The organism is Streptomyces sp. NPDC014894 (genome assembly GCF_043080985.1).
In the GTDB taxonomy this organism is placed as follows: Bacteria; Actinomycetota; Actinomycetes; order Streptomycetales; family Streptomycetaceae; genus Streptomyces.
The window spans coordinates 106,048-127,827 of sequence record NZ_JBIBWD010000013.1; the positions used below are offsets into that span (position 1 = coordinate 106,048).

The window sequence follows — 21,780 nt, forward strand, 5'->3', positions numbered from 1 at the left end:
CGCAAACAGCCCTTATCCCACCCGTAATCCGGCCGTGCGACGGCCCCTTCCGTGTTCTACTCGGAGCCCAGTCCGTTTCCGTACGCCGGTTCGGCGCGGCCCGCGCAAGGCCGCCGAGGGATCGCCGTACACCGGGCTGACCAGGCATGTCCCGAGACAATGCGGAGGTTTCCCATGCACTCGGCACACCGATACGGCGATGCCCTGGCGGAATTCGGAACGGTCGCCGTGACCGGCGGATCCGGATTCATCGGCCGTCATCTTGTGAAGGAAATCGTCACACTCGGAAAAAGAGTCGTGGTGATCGATCTGGCCGACCCCGGACACGACATCACCGCACTGCCCGAAGTCCAGCACATCCGGGCCGATCTGAGGGACTACGGAGAAGTCCTGCTGGCCCTCCACGGCGTCGACGCGGTCTTCCATCTCGCCGGAAACGCCAGCGGCCCGCTCTCCGTGGAGAATCCGCGATTCGACTTCCAGATGAACGCCCTGGGCACCTGCAATGTCGGCGAGGCCGCCAGCAGACTGGGGGTGGACCGGCTGGTCTATCTCTCCTCCGCGATCGTCTACGGCATCCCGCGGACCGCCCCGATCACCGAGGACCACCCCACCCGCCCCTTCCTGCCCTACGGAGCCTCCAAACTGGCGGGCGAACTGACCCTGCGCAGCCTCCACGCGGCCTGCGGACTGCCCGCCGTCATCGGCCGCTCCTTCGTCGTCTACGGACCGGGCGAGGACCCCCGGCGGGCCGGCGGCGAGGTCTCCCAGTTCCTGCGCCGACACCTCAACGAGCAGCCCGTCCCCGTCGTGGGCGATCTCGACCGCAAGACCCGGGACTTCATCCATGTGGAGGATCTGTGCCGGGCGCTGATCGTCCTCGCGGACCGCGGAGCCCCGGGCGAGGCGTACAACATCGGCACCGGCCGGGAGGTGTCGATGCGCGAACTCGGCGAGGCGGTCGGGCTGGCGACCTCCCGGCCGGTGGAGCTGAGAAGCGACCCCAGCAGCCTGGAGGACACCTTCCGGCTGGTCGCGGACGTCTCCGCGCTCACCGGACTCGGGTTCGCCCCCCGGCACACCCTCCACGACGGACTGGTCTCGCTCGCCGAACTGCTGGGACCCCGCCCGGAACTGCCCTCCGGACCGGTCGCCCTCAGCCGGCCGCGGAGCGGACGGAGGGTCATCGCGTCCGCGGCGGGCGCGATCTGAGCCGCCGCAGAAGCCGGCGCGGCCGGGCGCGCCCGGGAGAGCCGGGACAGCCGGCGCTGTCGGCGCTGTCGGCACAGGAGAGGAGAGGCGTCATGGCCGAAGCCCCGTGCCCGGGGCGGGAGACCGCCGGGGCGGCGACACGGAGCGGGTCGCCGCGCGGCGCCCGCGCGGCGGTCGGCGCGCTGTTCTTCGCGAACGGGGCGGCCTTCAGCACCTGGGCCGCCCGGGTCCCCGCCGTCACCGAGAACCTCGGACTGTCGGCCGGCGAGCTGGCCGTGGCCCTCATCGGCCTCAGCGTCGGAGCCCTGCTCGGCCTGCCGGTCGCCGGCGGGCTGGTCGCCCAGCGCGGCAGCCGCCCGGTGCTGGCCGGCGGGGTCGCGGTCTATCTCCTCGCCCTGCCGCTGATCGGCTTCGCCCCCGGGCTGATCGGACTCACCGCCGTCCTGACCGTCTTCGCCTGCGGCAACGCCGCCGTCGACGTCGCGATGAACGCCCAGGGCGTCCTGGTGGAACGCGCCACCGGCCGGGCCGTCCTCGGCCGGCTCCACGCCATGTTCAGCCTCGGCGGCATCGCCGGAGCCCTCGTCGGAGGCGTCGCCGCCGCGGCGGACATCGGCGTCCGCCCGCACTTCGCCGTCGCCGCGGTCGCCCTGGCGGCGGTCTTCGCGCTCGCGGGCACCAGGCTGCTGCCGGACGACCCCGGCCGGGAGCGCTCCCGGCTGCGCCTCGCGCTGCCCTCGGCGGGACTGTGGGCGCCCGGCGCCGTGGTCTTCTGCGCGCTGATGAGCGAGGGCGTCATGAACGACTGGGGCGCGCTGTATCTGCGCGACGCGGTCGGCTCCTCGGCCGGCACGGCGGCCTTCGGCTTCGCGCTCTTCAGCGCCGGGATGGTCGTCGGACGGCTGTCCGGCGACACCGTCCACGAACGCTTCGGCACGGTCCGGCTGCTCCAGCTCTCCGGACTCCTCGGCGCGGCGGGCGCACTGCTGACCACGGCCGCCCCCGGGCCGCCCGCCGCGCTCGCCGGATTCGCCCTGCTCGGCCTCGGACTCGCCGCCGTCGTCCCCGCCGTCTTCCGCCACGCGGCCGGCCTCGACCAGGGCCGGCCCGGACCCTCCATCGCCGCCGTCTCCACCCTCGGCTACACCGGCTTCCTGGCCGGCCCTCCGGTCATCGGCGTCATCGCCGAACTGACCGGCCTGCGGGCGGCCATGCTCGTCCTGCTGCTCCTCCTCACCGTGCTCACGATCACCGCGCACCGCCTCCGGGCCCCGGACTCCTGAACCCCGGGCCCCCTTTTTTACGGACCACCACGAGCCCCGCGAGCCCCGCGAGCCCCCGCGCCGAGCCGGCCCGGCACCGCGCCGGACTGCGGGGACCCGCCGACCGGAACCGCTCCGGCCGGTATACCCCTGGCGCGGCGGCCTCCCGTGCTGTTGTGTGTGCCGTACCCGCTCTCCGGCAGAGCGCCGGAGCCGCCGACGGCCCGGCCCGCCCGACGACGCCTCGCACCACTCGCGCCCGACTGATCGAAGGGCTCATCCCATGAAGCGTGACCGCACGGTCGTTCCGCTGCCCACCGCACCGCGCACCCCCCGCCCCCGGCCGGGGGCCGAACTCCGGGAGTCCGCGGGCAAGGGGGCCGGGGTGTTCGCCGTCCGCTCCTTCCGCAGCGGGGAGACCGTGCTCACCGGTGTGATCGAGGCCGAGCTGGGCCGGAACGACTCACACGCCTCCCAGGTCGGCTGGGACCGGTTCGTCCGCCACGGCGGTCTGGTGCCCAAGGTGAACCACTCGTGCGATCCGGCCTGCGGCATCGGGCTGAACGCGGCCGGCGCCCACGATCTCGTCGCGCGCCGGCCCATCCCGGCGGGTCTGGAGATCACCTTCGACTACGCCATGCGGAACTTCTCCATCGAGCACTTCCCCGCCCTCTGCCAGTGCGGCACCGCCCTCTGCCGCGGCCGCATCACCGGCTGGAAAGACCTCCCGGCCGACCGCCGGGCCGCCTACCGAGGCTCGGTCGCCCCCTACCTCCTCGACACGGAGACACCCTCCTAGAACCCCGCCGACGAGGTCCCGTCCCCCGGGCTCTGTGCCGCTCACGCGCGGTGCCGGGGGTCGGGATCTCGCCCGGGATCACGCGCCGAGCACCACGACGACTGGCTACGGGCGAGCCTGGCGTCCTGCTCCATCGCGACGGTGCGGGAGGCCGTGAATGGCTACTCGGCCGGTGGTGCCGCGCGCCCGCCGTCCCTCACTACCCGGTCCGGCGAAGTGTCTCCTCCACGGCGGCCTGCCACGGGTAGGCGCGCTTCTCGCCGGGGGCGTTCGGCACGAACCCGCCGTCCTTCCCGTACAACACCGTCACTCCGGCCGCCCTGAGGGTCTCGACCGAGCGGTCGATCTGAGGGTGTGACGCGTAGGCCGCGTTCACGCACGGCATCGCCACGATGGGGATCGCCTTGCCGATGCCTTCGGCGACCACTCCGACGACGAAGCTCGACGTCAGGCAGAGGGCCCAAGCGTTCAACGAGTTCGCGGTCACCGGGGCGAAGAGGATCGCCTCAGCCTTCGGCCATACGTCCGGCTCGCCCGGCCGCTTGTACCGCGAGCGGACCGGACGCCCGGTCAGCTCCTCCAGGGACTCAAGGTCGTCGCGGAGCCAGTCGGCCGCCGTCGGCGTCAGCCCCAGGCACACAGCCGCCCCGCGCGACTGAAGATCTCGGATCACCGTGCGGACCTCGAAGACCGGCGGCGCGGCGCTCCCGAACAGATAGATCGTCATGGGCTCCATCCGACCATATGCATGCGCCCCCGAGCCGGGCGGATCGGGGGCGAAGCCGAGTCCAACGCCCTTGCGCGTGGGTACCGTTCCGGACGACGAGTCAGGAACGGAGCCCGCTATGCCCCTCCACGACGACGAACACACCGGCGCGCGCATCAAGGAACAGAGAAAGCTGGCCCGCCTCACCCAGAGGCAGTTGGCTGACCGCATGCCCTACTCGTACAGCCTGCTGAATCAGGTGGAGTGCGGCCGCAGGGCAGCCACGATCGCCTTCGTCTCCGCTGTCGCCCGCGCCCTCAGGATCGACGTCGCCGCCCTGACAGGGCCTCCCGCCGCGAGCGACACCCACCACGACCGCCGCGCGATCCTCACCCCCGTCCGCGAAGTTCTCGACCTCCACGACCTGGGGCCCGTCGACGCGCTCACCGCCCGGCCGGTCGCCGCGCTCGCCGTGGAGGCGGACCGGCTGTGCCGGCAGGTCCGGGCCACTCATCTGAAGAAGGCCGCCCAAGACCTTCCGGGGCTGATCATCGAGCTGACCCACACGGCTTGGACCGCCCCGGCGACTCCGGTGTGGCAGGCCCTGGCGTCGGCGTACCGCACCGCGTCCGACATCGCCCTGAAGCTGGGCCACCTCGATCTCGCGCGGATCGCTCTCGACCGGATGGCGTGGGCCGCCGAGCGAGCCTCGGACCCGTGCCTGGCCGCGATCCGTCAGTACAAGCGCGGACTCCTCTACAAGGCGGGCGACACGCGCGGCACGGGGCAGCGGCTCATCGCCGCCGGGCAGCAGCTCCTCGCCGGGGAGACGTCCCGCGAGGCCCTCGCCGTCGCCGGACAGTTGCATCTCGGGGCGTCCGCACTCGCCGCCCGCGCCGAGGACCGGGCCGCCGTCGAGCTGCACCTGGCTGCCGCCCGGGACCTGGCGGACCGGGTCGGCGGCGAAGCGCCGGAAGTGCACTGGCTCTCCTTCGGGCATCGGAACGCTGATCTTCATTGTTTCGGGGCCGCTGTCACGATGCGCCAGTACGACGATGCCCTCGGGCAGGCCCGCGGGATCAAGCTGCCCGCGTCGACCCTCACCAGCCGGCGGGCCCGATACCTGGTGGACCGCGCCCGCGTCGAGATGGAGACCGGGCACCTGGACGCCTCCCTGAAGAACCTCGGCGCGGCCCGTCGTGCGGCGCCCGAACAGGTCCGGCACTACCCGGGCACCCGCGAAACGATCAGCGGCCTGGTGCACAGCAGCCGCCGCACCCCCGACGCCCTCGGCCGCATGGCCGCGTGGATCGGACTCTGATTCGGACGCTCACAGCGCTCACAGAACTGTGAGCGTTCCGCCCTCCTTGAGCCGCCACGCTGGAGATCGCACCCGACCGGCGACCAGAAGGAGCGGACGTGATGACGCTTGAGGTGTATCGCATGGGCAGGGACGGGGCGCGGCTCCCCGTCGCGCCGCGGATCGTGGTCGGCGGGCCGGGCGGGCCGCCGGTGCCGCTGCTGCCGATGCTCTCCTCCGAGTACCCGCCCTGCCGCTGCCCCCAATGCAGCGAGCCGGAAGGCGGCCGCTGATGGGCGCCGAGACGAGGCACGCCGGCCGGGCCGCAGCCGAAGAGGCGGCCCGAGCCATACAGGCCGCACTCGCCGTGCACGGCGTCCCCGAGGCCGTCTGGTCCCGCATCGAGCCGGTGGTCACCCGCAGCGGCGCGTACGTCTCCCTCGGAGTCCTCGATGTCGCCCTGGCCGAGCAGATCGCGGCCGCCCTGCACCGGTCAGCACCCTGCCCCGCGAACCCGGGTGTGCGGGAGTTCCGGCGGCCCGCCCGGTGAGCGCCCCCGCCGCGCCGCTCACTCCAGGAGCGGTGCGCGGTAGCCCGCGACAGCGATCGGGAGCAGGGTGTCGATCTCGTCCATGAGGGTGCGCTGGACGGGGGTGGGGCGGGAGAGCTCCAGGAAGCCGCCGGTCAGGATCGTGCGGAGGGCGGTGTCCACGAACATGGGGTCAGGGTCGGGGAGATCGGGGACGTGGCCGGGGGCGGGGAAGTGGCGCATGGCGTGGGCGGTGAGCCAGGCCGTCCACAGCACTCGGGGGCCGACCAGGCGGAACCAGCGATCGGACAGCTCGCGGGGAGCGGCGGCGAGGAAGGCGTCGTAGCGTTCCGCGAGGCGGTCGACGTCCCAGCCGAGCCGGTGCGCGGAGCGTTCGAAGGGGGCCTTGTCCCAGGGGCCGCCGTACCGGCCGCCGGGGTCCGTGTAGAGGGACAGCCGCCCCTGGCGCAGCACCGGCAGGGCGGTGTAGCCGGTGATCGTCGCCTTGTCCTCGGCGAACCAGCCGGGAGGCGGGGAGCCGAAGCAGGCCGCCCGGATGATCCCGTAGTCGTTGCCGATGAGGCTGTGGACCGGCCGCTGGTCCACGATGGAGGGCACGGTGAGCAGCGGGCGCACGGCTTCGCGGGCGACGAACTCCTGCATCACCACGTCGTCGGGGGTGTCGGGGTCGGGCCAGGACGACGCGAACTCCACGTACCGCCGGGCGAGCCGGGTCGGCATCAGCAGCCCCAGGCACGGCAGGAACTCCGGTATCGCCTCGACGAACCTGGCGCCCTGTGCGGCGGCCCAGCGGACCGCGCAGCCGTTGCGGGAGATCCAGACCGCGCCGAGCGCCACCGGGACGTCGGGCGCGGTGGAGACGATGTCCGCGAGGTGCGCGGTGAAGTCCGGGCTGAGCACCACATCGTCCTGGAGCACCAGATGGTAGGCGCGGTCCGGGTCGGCGCGACGCCACGCCTCGATGGAGGTGCGCAGCGTTCTGGGGGTGTTCCAGGGATCGGGGTCGACGGCCACCTCCATGGCGAGCGGGTGCAGCGCCGCCACCACGTCGCGGGCCAGATGCCGTCGCAGCGGATGGGTCATCACGCTGATCGAGAGATCGTCGAGTCGGGTGAGCGATGGAGTGGTCATGGGTCCTCACTGCCTGCCGGTCGTGGTGGCGTCGGTCATATGTAGGCGCGGGCCTGCAGTCCGTACAGCTCGGCGTAGGCGCCGTCGGCGGCCATCAGCGCGCGGTGGTCGCCGGACTCCAGGACGCGGCCGTCGCGGAGGAAGACGATCCGGTCGGCCAGCCGGACGGTGGAGAGCCGGTGCGAGACGAACACCGTCACCGCTCCGGAGGCGTCGTGCGCCCGTCGCGCCGCGTCGGTGAAGCGGGCGAAGAGGGCGTGTTCGGCGCTCGCGTCCAGCGCGGAGGCCGGTTCGTCCAGGAGCAGCAGGAGCGGGTCCGGGCGCAGCAGGGTCCTGGCCAGCGCGAGCGACTGCCACTGGCCGCCGGAGAGTTCTGCCCCGTCGCCGTAGCCTCGGCCCAGGAGTCCGTCCAGCCCGCCGGGCACCCGCCGCAGCGCGTTGTCGGCGTGGGCGTCGGAGACCGCCCGGCCGATCGCCGCGTCGTCGTCCAGGGCCGTCAGATCGCCGACGCCGACCTGCTCCCTCAGCAGCAGTTCGAGGCGGGCGAAGTCCTGGAACAGCGGGGCGATCCGGGCCGACCAGGCGGCGGGGGAGAGGGTTCGCAGATCCTCGCCGTCCACCAGGATCCGGCCCTCGGTCGGCTGGTACATCCCGCACAGCAGTTTGACCAGGGTGCTCTTCCCCGCGCCGTTCTCCCCCACCAGCGCCACGGTCGTCCCGGCGGCGAGGTGCAGATCGAGTCCGCTGAGGACCGGCGGGCCGCCGGGGTAGCGGAAGCCGACGTTCTCGAACCGGATGCCGTCGGCCAGCACGGGCGGGACCGGAGCGCCCGGTCCGGCGTCCGACGGTACGGAGGGAAGGGCCGGCGCCGCCTCCCTCAGCTCCGCGAGCCGGGTGACCGTGCGCCCCGCGTTCTGGAGGGTGGCGAAGAGGCCGAGCGCGTTGGAGATCTGCGCGGCGACCTGAACGGCCAGGGTGATCAGCAGAATCACATCGCCGACGCTGGACTGCCCGGCGAGCGCGTGGCCCGCCACCAGCAGGATCGCACCGCCGTAGGCGGCCCCGAACACCAGCTGACCCAGCGCCCGCAGGGTCGCGGCCCGCAGCTGCGACCGGACCAGCACCGATCCGGCGCGGTCGAACGCGTCGGTCTGGAGGTCCAGAAGGGCCTGCCGGGCCCGGTGGACGCGGAGTTCGGGCACCGTGGCCGGCGAGGTGCTGAGCGCGAGCAGATGGCGGCTGAGACGGGTGTCCTCGGCGGCCGTCTCCTTCGCGCGGTCGAGCAGCGCCTGTGAGCGGCGGCCGGTCAGCACCGGTACGAGGGCGGCCAGCGGAAGCAGCGCCAGCCAGGGATCGAGGGTGGCCAGGATGACGACGGTGACACCGGCCTGGACGCCCAGCCCCAGCAGTTGCAGGCTCGCCTCCAGCGCGGCCCGGGTGCGGGCCAGATCCTCGGTGACCAGGGCGAGGGTGTCGGCGAAGCCGGGGTCGTCGAGATGGGCGAGGCCCGGGGCGCCGTTGGTGATGCCGAGCAGCTCCTCGTGGAGGACGGCCTCGCTCAGCTCGCCCGCCTCGAAGTAGAGGATGTGCGCGAAGTGGCCCATCGTCAGCTCGACGACCAGCGCGGCCGCGACGGCCAGCGCCAGCCAGGTCGCCGCCGTGGCCTCGCCCGCCCCGGCGGTGTTCACCAGGGCGCGCAGCAGCAGCGCCACGGCGGGGGTGGCGAGGAACCCCAGCAGCAGCAGGGTCGCGGCCCCGATCAGTCTGCGCCGGTCGGTGCGGCCCGCCAGCCGTAGCGAGAAGCGGACGGCGCGGAGCACCGACCTCATCGGACCGCCCCCGTCCCGGCGTCGGCGGCCCCGGCCGGCTCGGGGTCCCCGGCCGGTCCGAAGGCTTCCGTTCCCGCCCGCCCGCCGTCCGCCGGTTCCCGGAAGCGCTCCGCCTGGAGCAGGAACAGCCCGGCGTAGCGTCCGCCGAGCGCGACCAGCTCCTCGTGCGTGCCCTGTTCGACCACCCGGCCGTGCTCGATCACCACGATGTGGTCGGCGCGGCGCACCGAGGAGAAGCGGTGTGAGATGACGACACTGGTCAGCCCCTTCGTCGTGGTCAGGAACCGGTCGAAGAACTCGACCTCGGCGCGCGCGTCGAGCTGTGCCGTCGGCTCGTCCAGGACCAGGAGCCGGGCCCCGTGCTCGACGGCGTACGAGACCCGGGCGAGCGCGACCCGCTGCCACTGCCCGCCGGAGAGATCGCTGCCCCCGGCGTACCGGGACGACAGCACGGTCTCCGGTCCGTGCGGCAGCCGCTCCACGAGGCCCCGGACGCCGGCCCGGTCGACGGCCGCCGACAGCGCCCGGCGCGCGTGGGCGGAGTCCGGTACGTCCGGGGCTCCCATCCGGATGTTGTCGGCGAGGCTCAGCTCGAAGCGGACGAAGTCCTGGAAGACGACGGCCAGCCGGCGCTGCCACCGCTCCTCGCCCACCTCGCGCAGATCCTCGCCGTCCACGGTGATCCGCCCGCCGGTGGGCTCGTGCAGCCGGGTGAGGAGTTTGACCAGGGTGCTCTTTCCCGCGCCGTTGAGCCCCACGATCGCGGTGGAGCGACCCGCCGCGATGTCGAGGTCGAGCCCGTCGAGGACGGTGGGCGAGCCGGGGGCGTACCGGAAGCTCACCCGCTCGAAGCGGACCCCGTCGCGCAGGGCCGGGCCGGGTACGGCGGGGTCCGCCGGGGGAGGCTCCGGCGGCGAGAGCCGTTCGAGACGCCGGAGGGTGTCGTGGGCGAGCAGACCGTACTGGGTCTGGAAGTCGCACTCGGGGAAGTAGACGCCGAACCGCATCAGCACCAGGACGCCCTGGAGGGCGACCGACAGCTGGAGCAGCGACAGTTCGCCGGCGGACGCGGCGGCGGCCAGCAGGGCGAGCGTCAGCGCGCCGCCCGCGAGGCCCACCGCCGCCAGCGCCGCGAAGGGCCGTATCAGCAGCCGCCGCCGGTTGCGCCACACCTGGGTCAGATAGGCGCGCGTCTCGCCGCGGAGCCGCTCCCGGAACCAGTCGGTCAGCCCGAGGATCCGGATCTCCTTGGCCATCGCGGGGCCGCCCGCGATCCGGCGGATGTAGGTGATGCGGCGTCTGGCCCCGGTGAGACCGGACCACATGCCCGCGAACCGGATGAGGGAGCCGCGCTGGCCGAACCTGACCAGCAGGGCGGTGGCCCCGATCAGCAGCCCCTGGAGCGGGCCGAGGGTGATGACGACGAGCAGGGTGGCTCCGGCGAGCAGCGTGTAGCGGGCGACGAGGGCGAGCAGTCCGGCCGCCGCCTGTCCGGGGGTGGGCGTCTGCTGGTCGAAGGCGTTGCGGGCGTCGGCGAGCCGGTCGAGGGTCTCCTTCCGCTCCAGTTCGCCGAGCGGGACGCGGGACAGCGACACCGACATGAGCCGCCGCAGACAGGCGCCGTCCACCCGCCGGGCCACCGCCTCGCCGAGCGCCGCCTGGTAGGGCGTGGTGACCTGCTGTACGGCGAACGCCGTCACGGCCGCCGCGAGCGCCGCCGCGATGCCGTCCCACCCCCCTCCGTCGGGCCGGGCCCCGGCGGGCAGCCGGTTGAGCAGGACGCCCATGGCGACGACGAAGACCAGCGGCAGTACGCCGATCGCCGTGTTCAGCGCGACGGCCGCGGTCAGCAGGCCCGGCCGGGCGTACGGCAGCAGCCGCACCAGCGAGAGCCAGCGCCCGGCCCGCTGTGCGACGAAGCGGGCGAGCCGTGAGCGGTGGGGAGCTGGGGGCACGACGGATCCTTTCCGTGAGTTGGGGGAGGGGCGGGCCGGCGGTACGGGGTCGGCGGGACGCGTCCGCCCGGCGGAGGCGGTCCGTACGCCCCGGTCGTACGCGCCCGGACCGCCGGCCCGCGCGGTGACGGGACGGCGCGCCGCGCGGGCGGGACGGGGCCGGGGCAGGGTCCCGCCGAGCCCCGCGGGCGGCCCGGGCGCCGAGGACGCGTCCCGGACCCGGGCGCGGGACGTCGGCCGGGCCCGCCCCGGCGCGGGTCAGCGGCGCCCGGCGGGGGCCGTGTCCGCCGTACGCCGGGGCGGCGCGCGGTGTCGGCCGGTACGCGGGGAGGGCTCCGGGCGGGGGTTTCGGCCCGAGGCCGGCCGGCCGCTCGGCGCGCCGTCCCCGTACCGCCGCCGGATCACCGGGCGGGAGCCCGTCATACGGCGGCGGACGCACCGGGCCGGGCGGCCCGCCGGTGGTGGGGAACGGGCCGGAGCCCGTCACCGGCGGGCCGCGTCGCGCACCGCTCGGGCGCGGCGGCGGGACGGGTCGCCGGTGTACGGCCGACCCGTGTCACGGGGCCGTCGACAGGCGTCATGGCTCTCATCCAAGCCCTCCCCCTTGAGCGGTCCCCGGCGGCTCCTGACCGGAGGACGTCGCACGGCGCCGCGTGCTCCTTCGTCCGGCCATCTGTTCGGGACCCTAGTTCGCCCGATGACGCCGATGGAAGGTATATACCTTTCTTCCGGCCACGAGTGGCGCGTATTGGACGCCTTGTCACCGGGCCGGTTCGAGCCCCTCATCGGGGTGCCCCGCCGCCCGGGAGGGGGCCTTCGAGGGCTCCGGAGCCCCGGGCGGAGCCGTCGCTTCCACGCTCATGAGCTGCAACAACCGGCGCGCGCCCCAACTCGGCCCGCGCCGCCGGACCCTGCGCGACCAGGCCGCCGCGGCCCGGCCGCCCGACCCCAGCAACGCCTTCGCGTGATCCGAGATATCACGCGGTGTCGCCCTATTGGGGTCCGCGCACCGCCCCACGCCCAGCGACTCGGCGTCGGCCGCGATCGCGAATTGGTCGCTGGAGAAGGGCAGCACGAGCGCCGGGACCCCCGCCCGCAGACACTCCGTGAACGAGTTGTTGCCCCCGTGGTGCACCATCAGATCCATGGACGGCAGCAGCGCCCGCTGCGGTACGAAGGGCTCCACCACCGTGCGTTCGTCCACGAGGTCCGCCAGCCGCCCCGCGTTCTCCCCGGCGGCGACGACGATCGCGGCGGCCGGCGCGGCCGCCCGCACCCCCGTCACCACCGTGCGCAGCACATCGTCGCGGGCCGACAGGAACGTCCCCAGGGCCACCAGCACCCGGGGCGGCCCCCCGAGCCCGGCGAGCCGCGCCCGCCAGTCGGGCGAGAGCCGCTCGGGGACCGTGCAGTGCCCCTGGTACAGATCGCGGTCCGCCGCCGCCCCGCTCCCGGCCGCGGGAGCGCCGGACGGCCTCGGATAGGTGAACAGCCGGGCCCGGCCCGAGGCCAGGGCGAAGGCCCGGCCGACCGGCTCGGCCCCCGTCCCCGAGGCGGCCACGACCTCGTTGAACGCCGCGGTGAAGCGTTCCTCCGTGGCGGCCGCAGTCTCCCGCAGCCCGGCCAGCTCCGCCGCGTCGGGCCGCAGCGCGCCGGGCCACCGGCCCGGCACCCCGAAGAGCTGCCCGTCGGCGGGTATGTAGCCCGGATGCCCGGGGCAGTACGTCGCGAAGGGCAGCCCGAGGCAGTGCAGGGCGAGGGTGACGGGATAGCTGAGCTGGTCCACCAGATACCAGTCCGGCCGGACCTCCCGGTGCAGCTCGCGCACCGCCTCCAGCACCTCCAGCGGCCGGTTCAGCATGTCCGCCCGGCGGTGCCGGGACTGGAGCAGCAGGGTCGGCACCGCGCCCTGCCGGGTCGCGTCGAGGAAGGCGCGCAGCCGGTCCCGGTCGTCCGCGCCCTGCCGGGTCCGCCCGGCGACGCCCGTATTGCGGTTGGAGGTGGACTCGAAGACCCGGAAGGCGAGCCCCGACTCCTTCGCCAGGGAGGCGAATTCGGCGCCCGAGGCGAAGAGGACGTCCGCCCCCGCCCGGCACAGCTCCCGGCCCAGCACCGACAGCGGGCGGGCGTGCGAGTAGAACGGCGGGCTGAGGACGGCCACCCGGGGGCCGGGGCCGGACGGCCGCGGACGGTCGCCCTCCCGGTCGCCGGCCGGCCGTCCGTTCGGTGATTGTTGTCCCACGGTAGGCATGCGGCCATAGTGAAACGCATGCCGAACCCCGACCACAACGGCGATCACGCCGCAGCGCACGGAGTCGTCCCCGCGCCGCGCGGCTGGGAACGGCGGCCGGGCGCCTTCGTGTTCGACCGGGACGTACGGATCATCGCGGACGGGGCCGCCGCTGACGCCGCCTGGCTGCTGCACGACACCCTGCGGTCCGGCCTCGGGCTGCGGACGCCCGTCGCCGGCGGCGCGCCCGGCCCCGGACGCGCGGTGACCCTGCGGCTCGATCCCGGCGGCGTACCGGCCGCCGAGGGCTATCTGCTGGACGTCACCCCGGACGCCGTCGACCTGGTCGCCGCGACCCCGGCCGGACTGCACTGGGGCGTACAGACCCTCCGTCAGCTGCTGCCGCCGGACGCCCTGCGGTCCGCCCCGGCGGCCGGCGTCCGGGGCGAGATCCCCTGCTGCCGGGTGGCGGACGAACCGCGCTTCCCCTGGCGCGGGGTGATGCTCGACGTGGCGCGCCACCACATGCCGACCGACTTCGTGCTCCGGCTGATCGACCTCGCCGCCCTGCACAAGCTCAACCGGCTCCATCTCCATCTCACCGACGACCAGGGCTGGCGGCTGGAGGTGCCCGGCTGGCCGCGGCTGACCGAGCACGGCGGCTGGCGCGCGGAGACCGTCCGGGGACCGGCCGCGTCCCCGAAGGGCTACGACGGCACCCCCCACGGCGGGTTCTACTCCCTCGCCGCCCTGCGCGAGATCGTCGCCCACGCGGCCGCGCGCCAGATCACCGTCGTCCCCGAGGTCGGTCTGCCCGGCCATGTGCAGGCCGCGGTGGCCGCCTACCCCGAACTGGGCAACGGCGGACGGCCCCCGGTACGGACCCGGTGGGGCGGATCCACCCGTACGCTCGGCCCGGGACCGGAGACCTCCCGCTTCCTCGACGATGTGCTGACGACCGTCCTCGACGTCTTCCCCTCGCCCCATGTGCACCTCGGCGGCGACGAATGCCTCCCCGACGAGTGGCGGGCGAGCCCCCGGGCCCGCGCGTTCGCGGCCCGGGCCGGACTGCCGTCCGTCGACGGCCTCGCGAGCTGGTTCCTCCGCTCGCTGGCCGGGCGGCTCACGGAGGCGGGCCGCCGGACCGTGGTCTGGGACCAGGCCCTGGAGGGCGGCGGAGCGCCCGCCGGCACGGTGGCCGCGATCTGGCGCGACTGGACGGCCGACGACCTCGCCGCCCGTGCGCTGGCCGCCGGTCACGACGTCATCAACTGCCCGACCCGGACCACCTATCTCGACCACTACCAGTCCGACCACCCCGGCGAGCCGGTCGCCTTCCCCGAAGTGACCTCGCTCGACGACGTCGTGGCCTTCGACCCCGCCCCCGCCGCCCTGATCGCCGCGGGCGGCGGCCGGGCCCGGGTGCTCGGCACCCAGGCACAGCTGTGGACCGAGCATCTGACCTCGCCCCGGCAGGTCGAGTACATGGCCTTCCCCCGGCTGGGCGCGCTGGCGGAGGCCGCCTGGTCCGCGCCCGAGACGCGCGCCGCCCACCCCTTCGGGTCGCGGCTGCCGGAGTATCTGGCCCGGCTGGACGCCCTGTCCGTCGAGTACCGCCCGCCCGGCGGCCCCCGGCCCTGGCAGCGCGGCGGCACCGGAGACCGGGCCCGGCCCGCTCCCGGCGGCCCGTCCGCCGCCGGACCCGCCGACTGACCGTCCGCCGCCCCCACCGGCCCGCCGCCCCCGCCCCGGCCCGACCTGTCCCTTTCCGCGACTTTCCGCCCCTTCGCGGCCCCTGCCCGGCCCCGCCCTGCCCACTTCCGGCCCCACCGCCCGACCACCCGCCCGCCGGCCCCGCCGACCGCGGGCGCCGCCGCCCGCCCGGATCCAGGAGGCTCGACCCGTCATGCGAGGCGCTCCCGACCACCGCACCACCGCCCCCGGCGACCTGGCCCTGCTGAGATCCTGGTGCCGGGACGGGACCACCGTCCCGCCCGCCGAACTCCTCGCCCACGCGGGCGTCACCCCGCGCGCCGATGTGCTCGCCGGACTGCTGCTGCCCGCGAGCGCCGCCCGCCAGGGCCTCGCCGAGACCCGCCGGGCGCTGGCCGCCCGGCTCGCCGAACCGCGATCGCCCGACGCCGCCGCCTCCCTGCTCGAACTGGCCGCCCTCGTACCGTCGCTGCCCGTGGACGGCGAACGCGTGCTGCGGACCCACGGAGCCGCGCCCGAGCGCAGACTGCGCCACGCGGCCTGGCGGTACGCCGCCCGCTGCGCCCCCGACCGCGGGCTGGACGGGGCCCTGTGGGCCCTCGGCGGCGCGGCGGGCCCCGGCGACCTCCTCACCTGGGCCGCCGCCGCGCGCGAACGCGGCCTCGGCCGGGCGGACATGGCCGCCGCGCTGCCGTCGGACGGACCCGCCGCGCCGCCCGCGCCCCCGCCCCTGCCGACGCCGGCCGGACCCGGACTCACCGTCGTCCAGACCTCCCTGCGCGGCTCCCTCTTCCACCCCGGCCGGGGCGACAGCGGCGGACTGAGCGTCTTCCTCACCGGTCTGGGCACCGCGCTGGCCGGCCACCGGGCCGTCCGGCGGGTCGTCACGGCGACCCTGCTGAGCGAGACGGAGTACGCCGGAGGCGACGGCCCGCGCGAACTCGCCCCCGGCCACTTCGTCGTACCCCTCCCCGACGTCGACTACGGGCCGTGGGGCACGGACCCCGCGGCCGCGCCCGGGACGGGCCCGCGAGGCCGGACCCACCCGGCCGCCGGCTGGTGGTTCACGCATCTGATGAACGCCCACCGGATCCGCCCCGACCTCGTCCACGTCCGCTTCGCCGACGACGCGTCCTGCGCGATCAGCGGCCCGGTGGCCGCGCTGGGCGCGAAGCTCGTCTTCACCGTCACCCCCGACCCGCACCGCGGTTACTTCGCCCGCCGGGACCGCGGCGAGTCCGCCCCGCAGGACGCCGACGACCAGCACCGCGTACTCCTCGCCGACGCCCTGGTGGAGCGGGCGGACGCCGTCGTCGCCCTGCCCGGCCCGCAGAGCCGCGCCGATCTCGCCCGCTTCTTCCCGCGTCTGACGCCCGGCCGGGGGGACCGGCCCGTACGGATGATCCGCGAGGGCATCCCCGCGCTGCGGCCCGCCCCGGACGACGACCGGGAGCGCGCCGAACTCGTCGACCTGCTCTTCGCACCGCACCCCGGGGCCCCGAGCCCCGGACCGCCGAACGCCGAGCACCCGCCCGCCGGCTCCCCCCGCGCCGGAGCCCCGCGGCTCGACGAGCGCGCCGCCGGACTCCCGCTGCTGCTCAACGTCGGCCGGCTCAACCACGTCAAACAGCAGGACGTGCTCGTCGAGGCCTGGCTGCGGAGCGGAGCCCATCACACCTGCGGTCTCGTCCTCGTCGGCGGCGGCCACGGCACGTCCACCGCCCAGGAGGACGAGGTCCTCGCCCGCATCCGGGCCCTGCTCGCCGAGGCGCCCTCCGCCGAGGGCCGCGTCGCCCTGCTCCCCGCCCTCTCCAACCGGCGGGTACGGCTGCTGGAGAGCGCCCTGGACCGGCTGCTGCCCGCCCCGCTCCCGCACCTCTACATCTGCGCGAGCGCCAAGGAGGAGTTCGGCATCGCCGTCCTGGAGGCCATGGACGCCGGAATGCTCGCCGCCGGACCGCTGCGCGGCGGCGTCGCGGACTATGTGACCCACGGCGAGACCGGGTTCCTGATCGACACCTCCACCGCCGCCACGATGGCCGGCGGCATCACGGCCGTGATGGGCCCGCGCGGACAGGACCGGGCCCATGAGCTGCGGGCCGTCGCCCGCGCGGGCCAGGAGAGGGTCCGCGCCGACTACGGCATCGCCCGGGTCCGCGACGCCTTCGCCGAGCACTACACCCGTACCGTCGCCGAGCCCGCCCGGCCGTCCCGCCGCGCCGCCCACGGGGCCCCTGTCGCCCCGGGGCACGGCCCGGGCGGCTGACCGCCCCGGGCCGGACGCCGCCACGCCCCGGGCGGTTCGCCACCCCCCGCCCCCCGCCCCCTTCGGCGGGAGTAGATTGACACCGGGGCGGCCGCCGGGTCCGCCCGTACCCCGAACGGGAGGTTGCGGCTCTGCACATGGGGATCGCGGGACTGTTTCCGATCTGGCTGCTCGTGCTCGTCGTCGCCGTCGGCGGCGTCGTGTACGCCTTCCACGCGGAGAGGACCCCGAGGGGAGGATGTCTCCTGATCTCCACGACCTTCGTGGGGCTCCTGCTCTTCGTCCCCCTCGCCTTTCTGACCGGCTGACCGGCCCGCCGGAGCACCCCCCGAGCCGCCCCGAGGACCGCCGGGCGGCGCGGCCGACGGGCCGCCGCGCCGCGCCGGGGCACGCCGTCGGCGCGCCGGGTGTGGACGGACCACCGGCCGCCGCCGGTACGGGGGCGGTTACGTCCGGTACGGGTGGTGATCCCACCACACCCACTACCAACGGGTAGTGCCGACCGGGCGACGGGCGGCCGCGATCCGCGCACGGCGCTGGTGGGCGGGCGACCACTCCGCGTGGGCTCGATGGGCGTGATGGTGTGATGCTCACCTTCCTCAGCGGGACGCCGGGCGGCGAGCCTGGTCCGGGCAGCAGGGGAGCTGCCTCGTCCATCGATTGGGGAATCCTGTGAAGACGCCTCAAGCCGGGCTCACATCAGGCACGACGTGGTGGCGGGCTCCGGAGAGCAGAAGCACGCGCCTGAAGGAGGACATCACCGCCGAACTGTGCGACACGCTCTTCGGTTCGCTCTCCAGACGCGACCAGCGGGAGAAGGGAGAGCAGTATCTGCGGGCCCTGCTGGAGGCACGGGGGCGCAAATCCATCAGGAACCTCGCCACACAACTGGGCGGCGCCGCCGCGGAACAGCGGCTTCAGCACTTCATCTCCAACGCGCCGTGGGACTGGATGCCGGTCCGCGACGCGCTCGCCTCCTATCTGGAGCGCAAGAACCTCCCCCTGGCGTACGTCGTACGGGCGCTGTCCATCCCCAAGGCGGGCAACCGGTCCGTCGGCGTGGACCAGGGCTTCGACCCGCACCTGGGCAGGATCTTCCGCGGACAGCGCGCCTTCGGCATGTGGCACGCCTCCCCGGCCCTGAGCGTCCCCGTCAACTGGCGCATGCTCCTTCCCGACACCTGCTTCGACGCCGAACCCGCCCGCCGCTGGGCGGGCGTGCCCACGGAGACCTCGAAGGAGACCCTGGAGGAGTGCGCCGTCACATCCGTCCTGGAGACCCTGCCGCTGCGCGGAGTGCCGCTGGCGCCCGTCGTACTGGACCTCCCGATGAACCGGGTCGACTCCGCGTTCCGGGGATTCGCCGAAGCGGGCGTGCCGGCCGTGGCCCGGCTGCGCCCCACGGCCCGTCTCACCGTCCAGGACCCCGCCCTCGCCGGATTCTCCGGCGGCCCGCTCCAGGCCCGGCAGATCGCGATGTCGGCCCGCTCCCTGCGCCGCCCCGTCACCTGGAGCGACCCCGCCGCGCCCAAGGTCTCCCACCACTCCCTGGTGGCCGCCGTGCAGGTGCGGGAGCCGGGCCGGCCGAGCGGCCCCCGGCACTCCGCCGACGGCCGGCTGCTGCTCCTCGCCGAGTGGCGGGACCCGCAGCGCGCCCCCGAGAACCTGTGGGTGGCCAACGCGCACATGCTCCGCGCCGAGGCGCTGCTGCTCGTCACCAAACTGACCGCCCGGGTGGACCTCGACGTCACCCAGGTCGGCTTCAACACCGGGCTCCGGGACTTCGAGGGACGGTCGCTGCGCGGCTGGCACCGGCACATGTCACTCGCGTCGGCCGCCCACGCCATCGAGATCCTCGCCTCGGCCGAGGGACGCCACTCCGCGCAGCGACCCCACCGTCAGGTCTCCCGTCTGTCCGCCTGACCGCGACGGCCCGGGCCGTGCCGGTGCCGGAGCACCTGCCGGGTCCGCAGCAGCCGCAGCGCCAGCTGGATCTCCAGGGCGTCGGAGGGCTCCTGCCACTTCGGCCCCAGGAGTTCGGTCAGCCGCTCCAGCCTGCGGGAGACGGTGTTCGCGTGCACATGCAGCACTCCGGCGGCCCGCGTCGGACTGGCGTGTGAGCTGAAGTAGGCGTCGAGGGTGCGCACCAGCTCGGTGTCCCGCTCGTTGTCGTAGTCCAGCACCGCGCCGAGCGTCGAGTTGATGTACCGGTCGACATCGTGGTCGTCGGAGAGCAGCACGCCCAGAAAGCCCAGGTCCTCCGTCGCCGCGGCGCTGCCCTGTCCGTCGATGGCGATCAGGGCGTCCAGGCAGCGCTGGGCCTCACGGTAGACCTCCCGCACCGCGGCCAGATCGCGGGTGGGGCCGGCCGCGCCCACCGACACCGGCTGGGCGAGAAGCGGAGACAGCTCGTGATGGACCGACTGCGCCAGGGACGAGGGATCCTCGCCCGGCAGCAGCAGCAGGATGCAGCCGCTGCGCACCGTCTTCAGACCGGACCGCCGATGGGCGTACGACGAGGCCCACACCACGGCGCGCCCCTGCTCGCTGCCCTCCACCCGGATCACCAGCAGCGAGTGCGGACGGCCCGGGTCGATGCCGACCCGCCGGGCCTGCTCCGCCAGATGCCGGACCGACCGGGTGGAGTCGGCCAGCAGATTGTCGAACAGCTCGTCGCGCACCGGACCCGCCGCGACCGCCGTGCTCCGCTGGAGCAGCAGCACGAGGGCGACCGCCTGGCCCGCGAAGTGGAGGAACCGCGCCTCCTCGTCGGAGAGCGGGCGCTGGGTACGGGTGATCAGCGCCCCCAGGTCCTCCGCCCCGGCGATCACGGGCGCGGCCCACAGAGTGGGGCTCAGCGCGATCGGGGCCCGCATGGCCAGCGCGTCCAGGCAGGCCTTCGCCGAGACGGCCTCGTCGATGTCCTGCGGCGCGCCCACCTCGACGATCAGACAGCCGGCCGCGTCGTGGACGGCGACGGAGCCCGCCAGGACGTCCCCGGTGACGGTGGCCACATCACGGAGGTCACAGCCGTCCAGCACCATCCCGGCGAGCTTGCCCCGGGCTTCGGAGAGGAACCGCGAACGCGAGGAGACGGCCAGCTCCCTGGCCCGGCGCGCCCCCACCTCCGCCAGATCGGTCTGCACCCGCTCCATCAGCCGGGTCCGGTCCAGTGCCGTGCCCGCGAGATCGGCGAGCGATCGCATCAGACCGATCTCGTCGGGGGTGAAGTGCCTGATCTTCCGGTCCGCCGCGTAGAGCGCGCCCGCCGTCTTGCCCGCGTGGCGCATGGGGACCGCCAGAATCGCCCGCAGCCCCTCGGCCCGCACCACGTCGTCGATCCGGTCGGAGCGGGGGAAGGCGGTGTCGCCCAGATAGTCGGCCGTCCACAGCGGGCCCCCCTCGCCCTGCGCGACCTCGCCGAGGCCGTGGCCCGGCTCGATCTCCAGCCCGACGTTGAACATGGTCGTCTCGCCGTCCGAGGCGTGGACGTAGGAACCGCCCTCGGGGCGCGGCAGGCTGACATAGGCCACATCGCACCCCAGCAGCCGGCGGGCCCGGGCGGTGACGACGCTCAGCAGATACTCGGGGTCCTGGATCGAGTTGATCTCCCGGGCCGCGTCGATCAGCGCGGCCATCGCCGACTCCCGGCGCCGCCGCTGCTCGCTGGACTCGCCGATCGAGAGGCCCAGTTGGACGGCGCGCTCCAGGGCCGCGAAGGAGGCCGCGGGCATGGGGGTCGTCTGGGCCTGGCGTAAGAGTTCCTCCAAGTGGGTTCTCGGCACCTCCCGGGCCACCAGCTCGAGCACCGTCAGCGCGCGGGTCTGGTCAAACAGCTCTTCCGACATAGAGCAGCCCCCCGGAGTAAATATGATTCAAATGTGAGGAGGATCGTAAGTCTCTGTGATCATGAGGGTCAATGCATCCACATCCTCGTCTGATCGGCTATGTGTGCCCCGGGCACCGCACCGGGGGCGACCGGGTGTCGCGGGCCCACCTTCCGACGGCAACTCCCTCCGGCGACGATGAATGGAGGGGTTTTTGAGGGGGTTCACCCCCCCTGGCCTGGAAAGGGACACCCATGACTGAGATCAAGAGCTATACACGGTCGCTCGAACGCAGCCGGACCGCACGCACCCGCCGGGACCGGCCTTCGGTCTTCTCGATGGAGAATCGGACCTGGCAATTGCTGGACGATGTATTCGCGCCACCTTTCTCCCGGTCCACCGGCGTGGCCATGGAACTCATGGGACTCTCCGGGAGGCCCGCTCCACGGAGCGGTTCATTCCTGGAAATCGGGTGTGGAACCGGAATCATCGCGATCTCGGCCGCGCTGGCCGGCTGCGACCGCGTGGTCGCCACCGACATCAACCCCCGGGCGGTGGCCAATACGGAACTGAACGCACGACGCCACGGTGTGGCCGACCGGGTCGAAGCCCGCTCCGGGGACCTCTTCGGCGCGGTATCGCCCACCGAACGATTCGACACGATCTACTGGCATTCGAATTTCGTCCTGGCTCCGGAGGACTATGAATACGAGTCGGATCACGACCGGGCCTATGTCGACCCCGGCTATCGGGCGCACCAGCGTTATCTGACCGAGGCCCATGGACTCCTCTCGGCGGAAGGCCGGGTGCTGCTGCACTTCAGCGACCGGGGCAACATGGCCAAGCTCCATGACATGGCCGCCCGGTCCGGCCGGGAATTGCGCAGAGTCGACGCCCGGCGAGACCATGACGGCGGCGATACCGTGGAGCACATTCTGTTCGAGGTGCTGGCCGCGCCCCGCTGATTTCCCGGCAGTCCGCACTCTCCTTGCTCGCAGCG

17 protein-coding genes are annotated in these 21,780 nt (G+C 74.3%); 11 read left to right on the forward strand and 6 right to left on the reverse strand.

What is annotated here, in order from left to right; all coding sequences use genetic code 11:
• Window positions 1–174: 174 nt before the first annotated feature.
• The 3 genes from ACF089_RS27965 to ACF089_RS27975 all read left to right on the forward strand — a co-directional run bounded on the left by ACF089_RS27965 (window position 175) and on the right by ACF089_RS27975 (window position 3,273).
• Window positions 175–1,212, forward strand: coding sequence for an NAD-dependent epimerase/dehydratase family protein (locus ACF089_RS27965; protein ID WP_392032143.1), 1,038 nt, complete (start codon window positions 175–177; stop codon window positions 1,210–1,212).
• A gap of 92 nt (window positions 1,213–1,304) precedes the next feature.
• On the forward strand, window positions 1,305–2,495 hold the full coding sequence (locus ACF089_RS27970; RefSeq protein ID WP_392032146.1) for an MFS transporter: 1,191 nt from the start codon (window positions 1,305–1,307) through the stop codon (window positions 2,493–2,495).
• Window positions 2,496–2,757: 262 nt separating this feature from the next.
• Window positions 2,758–3,273 (forward strand): SET domain-containing protein-lysine N-methyltransferase, encoded by a 516-nt coding sequence (locus ACF089_RS27975; protein ID WP_392032149.1) that lies wholly within the window; start codon window positions 2,758–2,760, stop codon window positions 3,271–3,273.
• 199 nt (window positions 3,274–3,472) lie between these two features.
• Here ACF089_RS27975 and ACF089_RS27980 read toward each other — a convergent pair whose 3' ends face one another.
• On the reverse strand, window positions 3,473–4,009 hold the full coding sequence (locus tag ACF089_RS27980) for a flavoprotein (protein ID WP_392032152.1): 537 nt from the start codon (window positions 4,007–4,009) through the stop codon (window positions 3,473–3,475).
• A gap of 109 nt (window positions 4,010–4,118) precedes the next feature.
• On the opposite strand from ACF089_RS27980, the gene ACF089_RS27985 reads away from it, so the two are divergent.
• The 3 genes from ACF089_RS27985 (at window position 4,119) to ACF089_RS27995 (ending at window position 5,829) form a co-directional block, all read left to right on the forward strand.
• Window positions 4,119–5,300, forward strand: coding sequence for a helix-turn-helix domain-containing protein (locus ACF089_RS27985; protein WP_392032155.1), 1,182 nt, complete (start codon window positions 4,119–4,121; stop codon window positions 5,298–5,300).
• 101 nt (window positions 5,301–5,401) lie between these two features.
• Window positions 5,402–5,572, forward strand: a complete 171-nt coding sequence (locus ACF089_RS27990) for a hypothetical protein (RefSeq protein ID WP_392032158.1) — start codon at window positions 5,402–5,404, stop codon at window positions 5,570–5,572.
• On the forward strand, window positions 5,572–5,829 hold the full coding sequence (locus tag ACF089_RS27995; RefSeq protein WP_392032161.1) for a hypothetical protein: 258 nt from the start codon (window positions 5,572–5,574) through the stop codon (window positions 5,827–5,829). Before ACF089_RS27990 ends, ACF089_RS27995 begins: the two co-directional genes overlap by 1 nt.
• Before the next feature lie 18 nt (window positions 5,830–5,847).
• Here the strand turns inward: ACF089_RS27995 and ACF089_RS28000 are convergent, their stop codons facing one another.
• The 4 genes from ACF089_RS28000 to ACF089_RS28015 form a co-directional block, all read right to left on the reverse strand.
• Window positions 5,848–6,960, reverse strand: a complete 1,113-nt coding sequence (locus ACF089_RS28000; RefSeq protein ID WP_392032164.1) for a hypothetical protein — start codon at window positions 6,958–6,960, stop codon at window positions 5,848–5,850.
• Window positions 6,961–6,995: 35 nt separating this feature from the next.
• Window positions 6,996–8,789: an ATP-binding cassette domain-containing protein gene (locus tag ACF089_RS28005; protein WP_392032167.1), complete on the reverse strand. Its 1,794-nt coding sequence runs from the start codon at window positions 8,787–8,789 to the stop codon at window positions 6,996–6,998.
• Complete coding sequence (locus ACF089_RS28010) at window positions 8,786–10,744, reverse strand: ABC transporter ATP-binding protein (RefSeq protein WP_392032170.1); 1,959 nt, start codon at window positions 10,742–10,744, stop codon at window positions 8,786–8,788. The genes ACF089_RS28005 and ACF089_RS28010 overlap by 4 nt, the downstream gene beginning before the upstream one ends.
• Before the next feature lie 760 nt (window positions 10,745–11,504).
• The gene (locus tag ACF089_RS28015; RefSeq protein WP_392032173.1) at window positions 11,505–12,995 is read right to left on the reverse strand and encodes a glycosyltransferase; all 1,491 of its coding nucleotides are present in this window, start codon (window positions 12,993–12,995) and stop codon (window positions 11,505–11,507) included.
• Between the two features lie 18 nt (window positions 12,996–13,013).
• Between ACF089_RS28015 and ACF089_RS28020 the strand changes: the two genes are divergently transcribed.
• From ACF089_RS28020 to ACF089_RS28035, 4 genes are all read left to right on the forward strand, one after another.
• On the forward strand, window positions 13,014–14,687 hold the full coding sequence (locus ACF089_RS28020; protein ID WP_392032176.1) for a beta-N-acetylhexosaminidase: 1,674 nt from the start codon (window positions 13,014–13,016) through the stop codon (window positions 14,685–14,687).
• A 193-nt stretch (window positions 14,688–14,880) separates the two neighbouring features.
• On the forward strand, window positions 14,881–16,953 hold the full coding sequence (locus ACF089_RS28025) for a glycosyltransferase (RefSeq protein WP_392032179.1): 2,073 nt from the start codon (window positions 14,881–14,883) through the stop codon (window positions 16,951–16,953).
• A gap of 137 nt (window positions 16,954–17,090) precedes the next feature.
• Complete coding sequence (locus tag ACF089_RS28030; protein ID WP_392032182.1) at window positions 17,091–17,261, forward strand: hypothetical protein; 171 nt, start codon at window positions 17,091–17,093, stop codon at window positions 17,259–17,261.
• 364 nt (window positions 17,262–17,625) lie between these two features.
• Window positions 17,626–18,876 (forward strand): IS701 family transposase, encoded by a 1,251-nt coding sequence (locus ACF089_RS28035; RefSeq protein ID WP_392032185.1) that lies wholly within the window; start codon window positions 17,626–17,628, stop codon window positions 18,874–18,876.
• Here the strand turns inward: ACF089_RS28035 and ACF089_RS28040 are convergent.
• Window positions 18,852–20,801: a helix-turn-helix domain-containing protein gene (locus ACF089_RS28040; protein ID WP_392032188.1), complete on the reverse strand. Its 1,950-nt coding sequence runs from the start codon at window positions 20,799–20,801 to the stop codon at window positions 18,852–18,854. The two genes, ACF089_RS28035 and ACF089_RS28040, sit on opposite strands and share 25 nt — an antisense overlap.
• 233 nt (window positions 20,802–21,034) lie before the next feature.
• Here ACF089_RS28040 and ACF089_RS28045 point away from each other — a divergent pair, with 233 nt between their 5' ends.
• Window positions 21,035–21,745, forward strand: a complete 711-nt coding sequence (locus ACF089_RS28045; RefSeq protein WP_392032191.1) for a 50S ribosomal protein L11 methyltransferase — start codon at window positions 21,035–21,037, stop codon at window positions 21,743–21,745.
• Window positions 21,746–21,780: the final 35 nt, after the last annotated feature.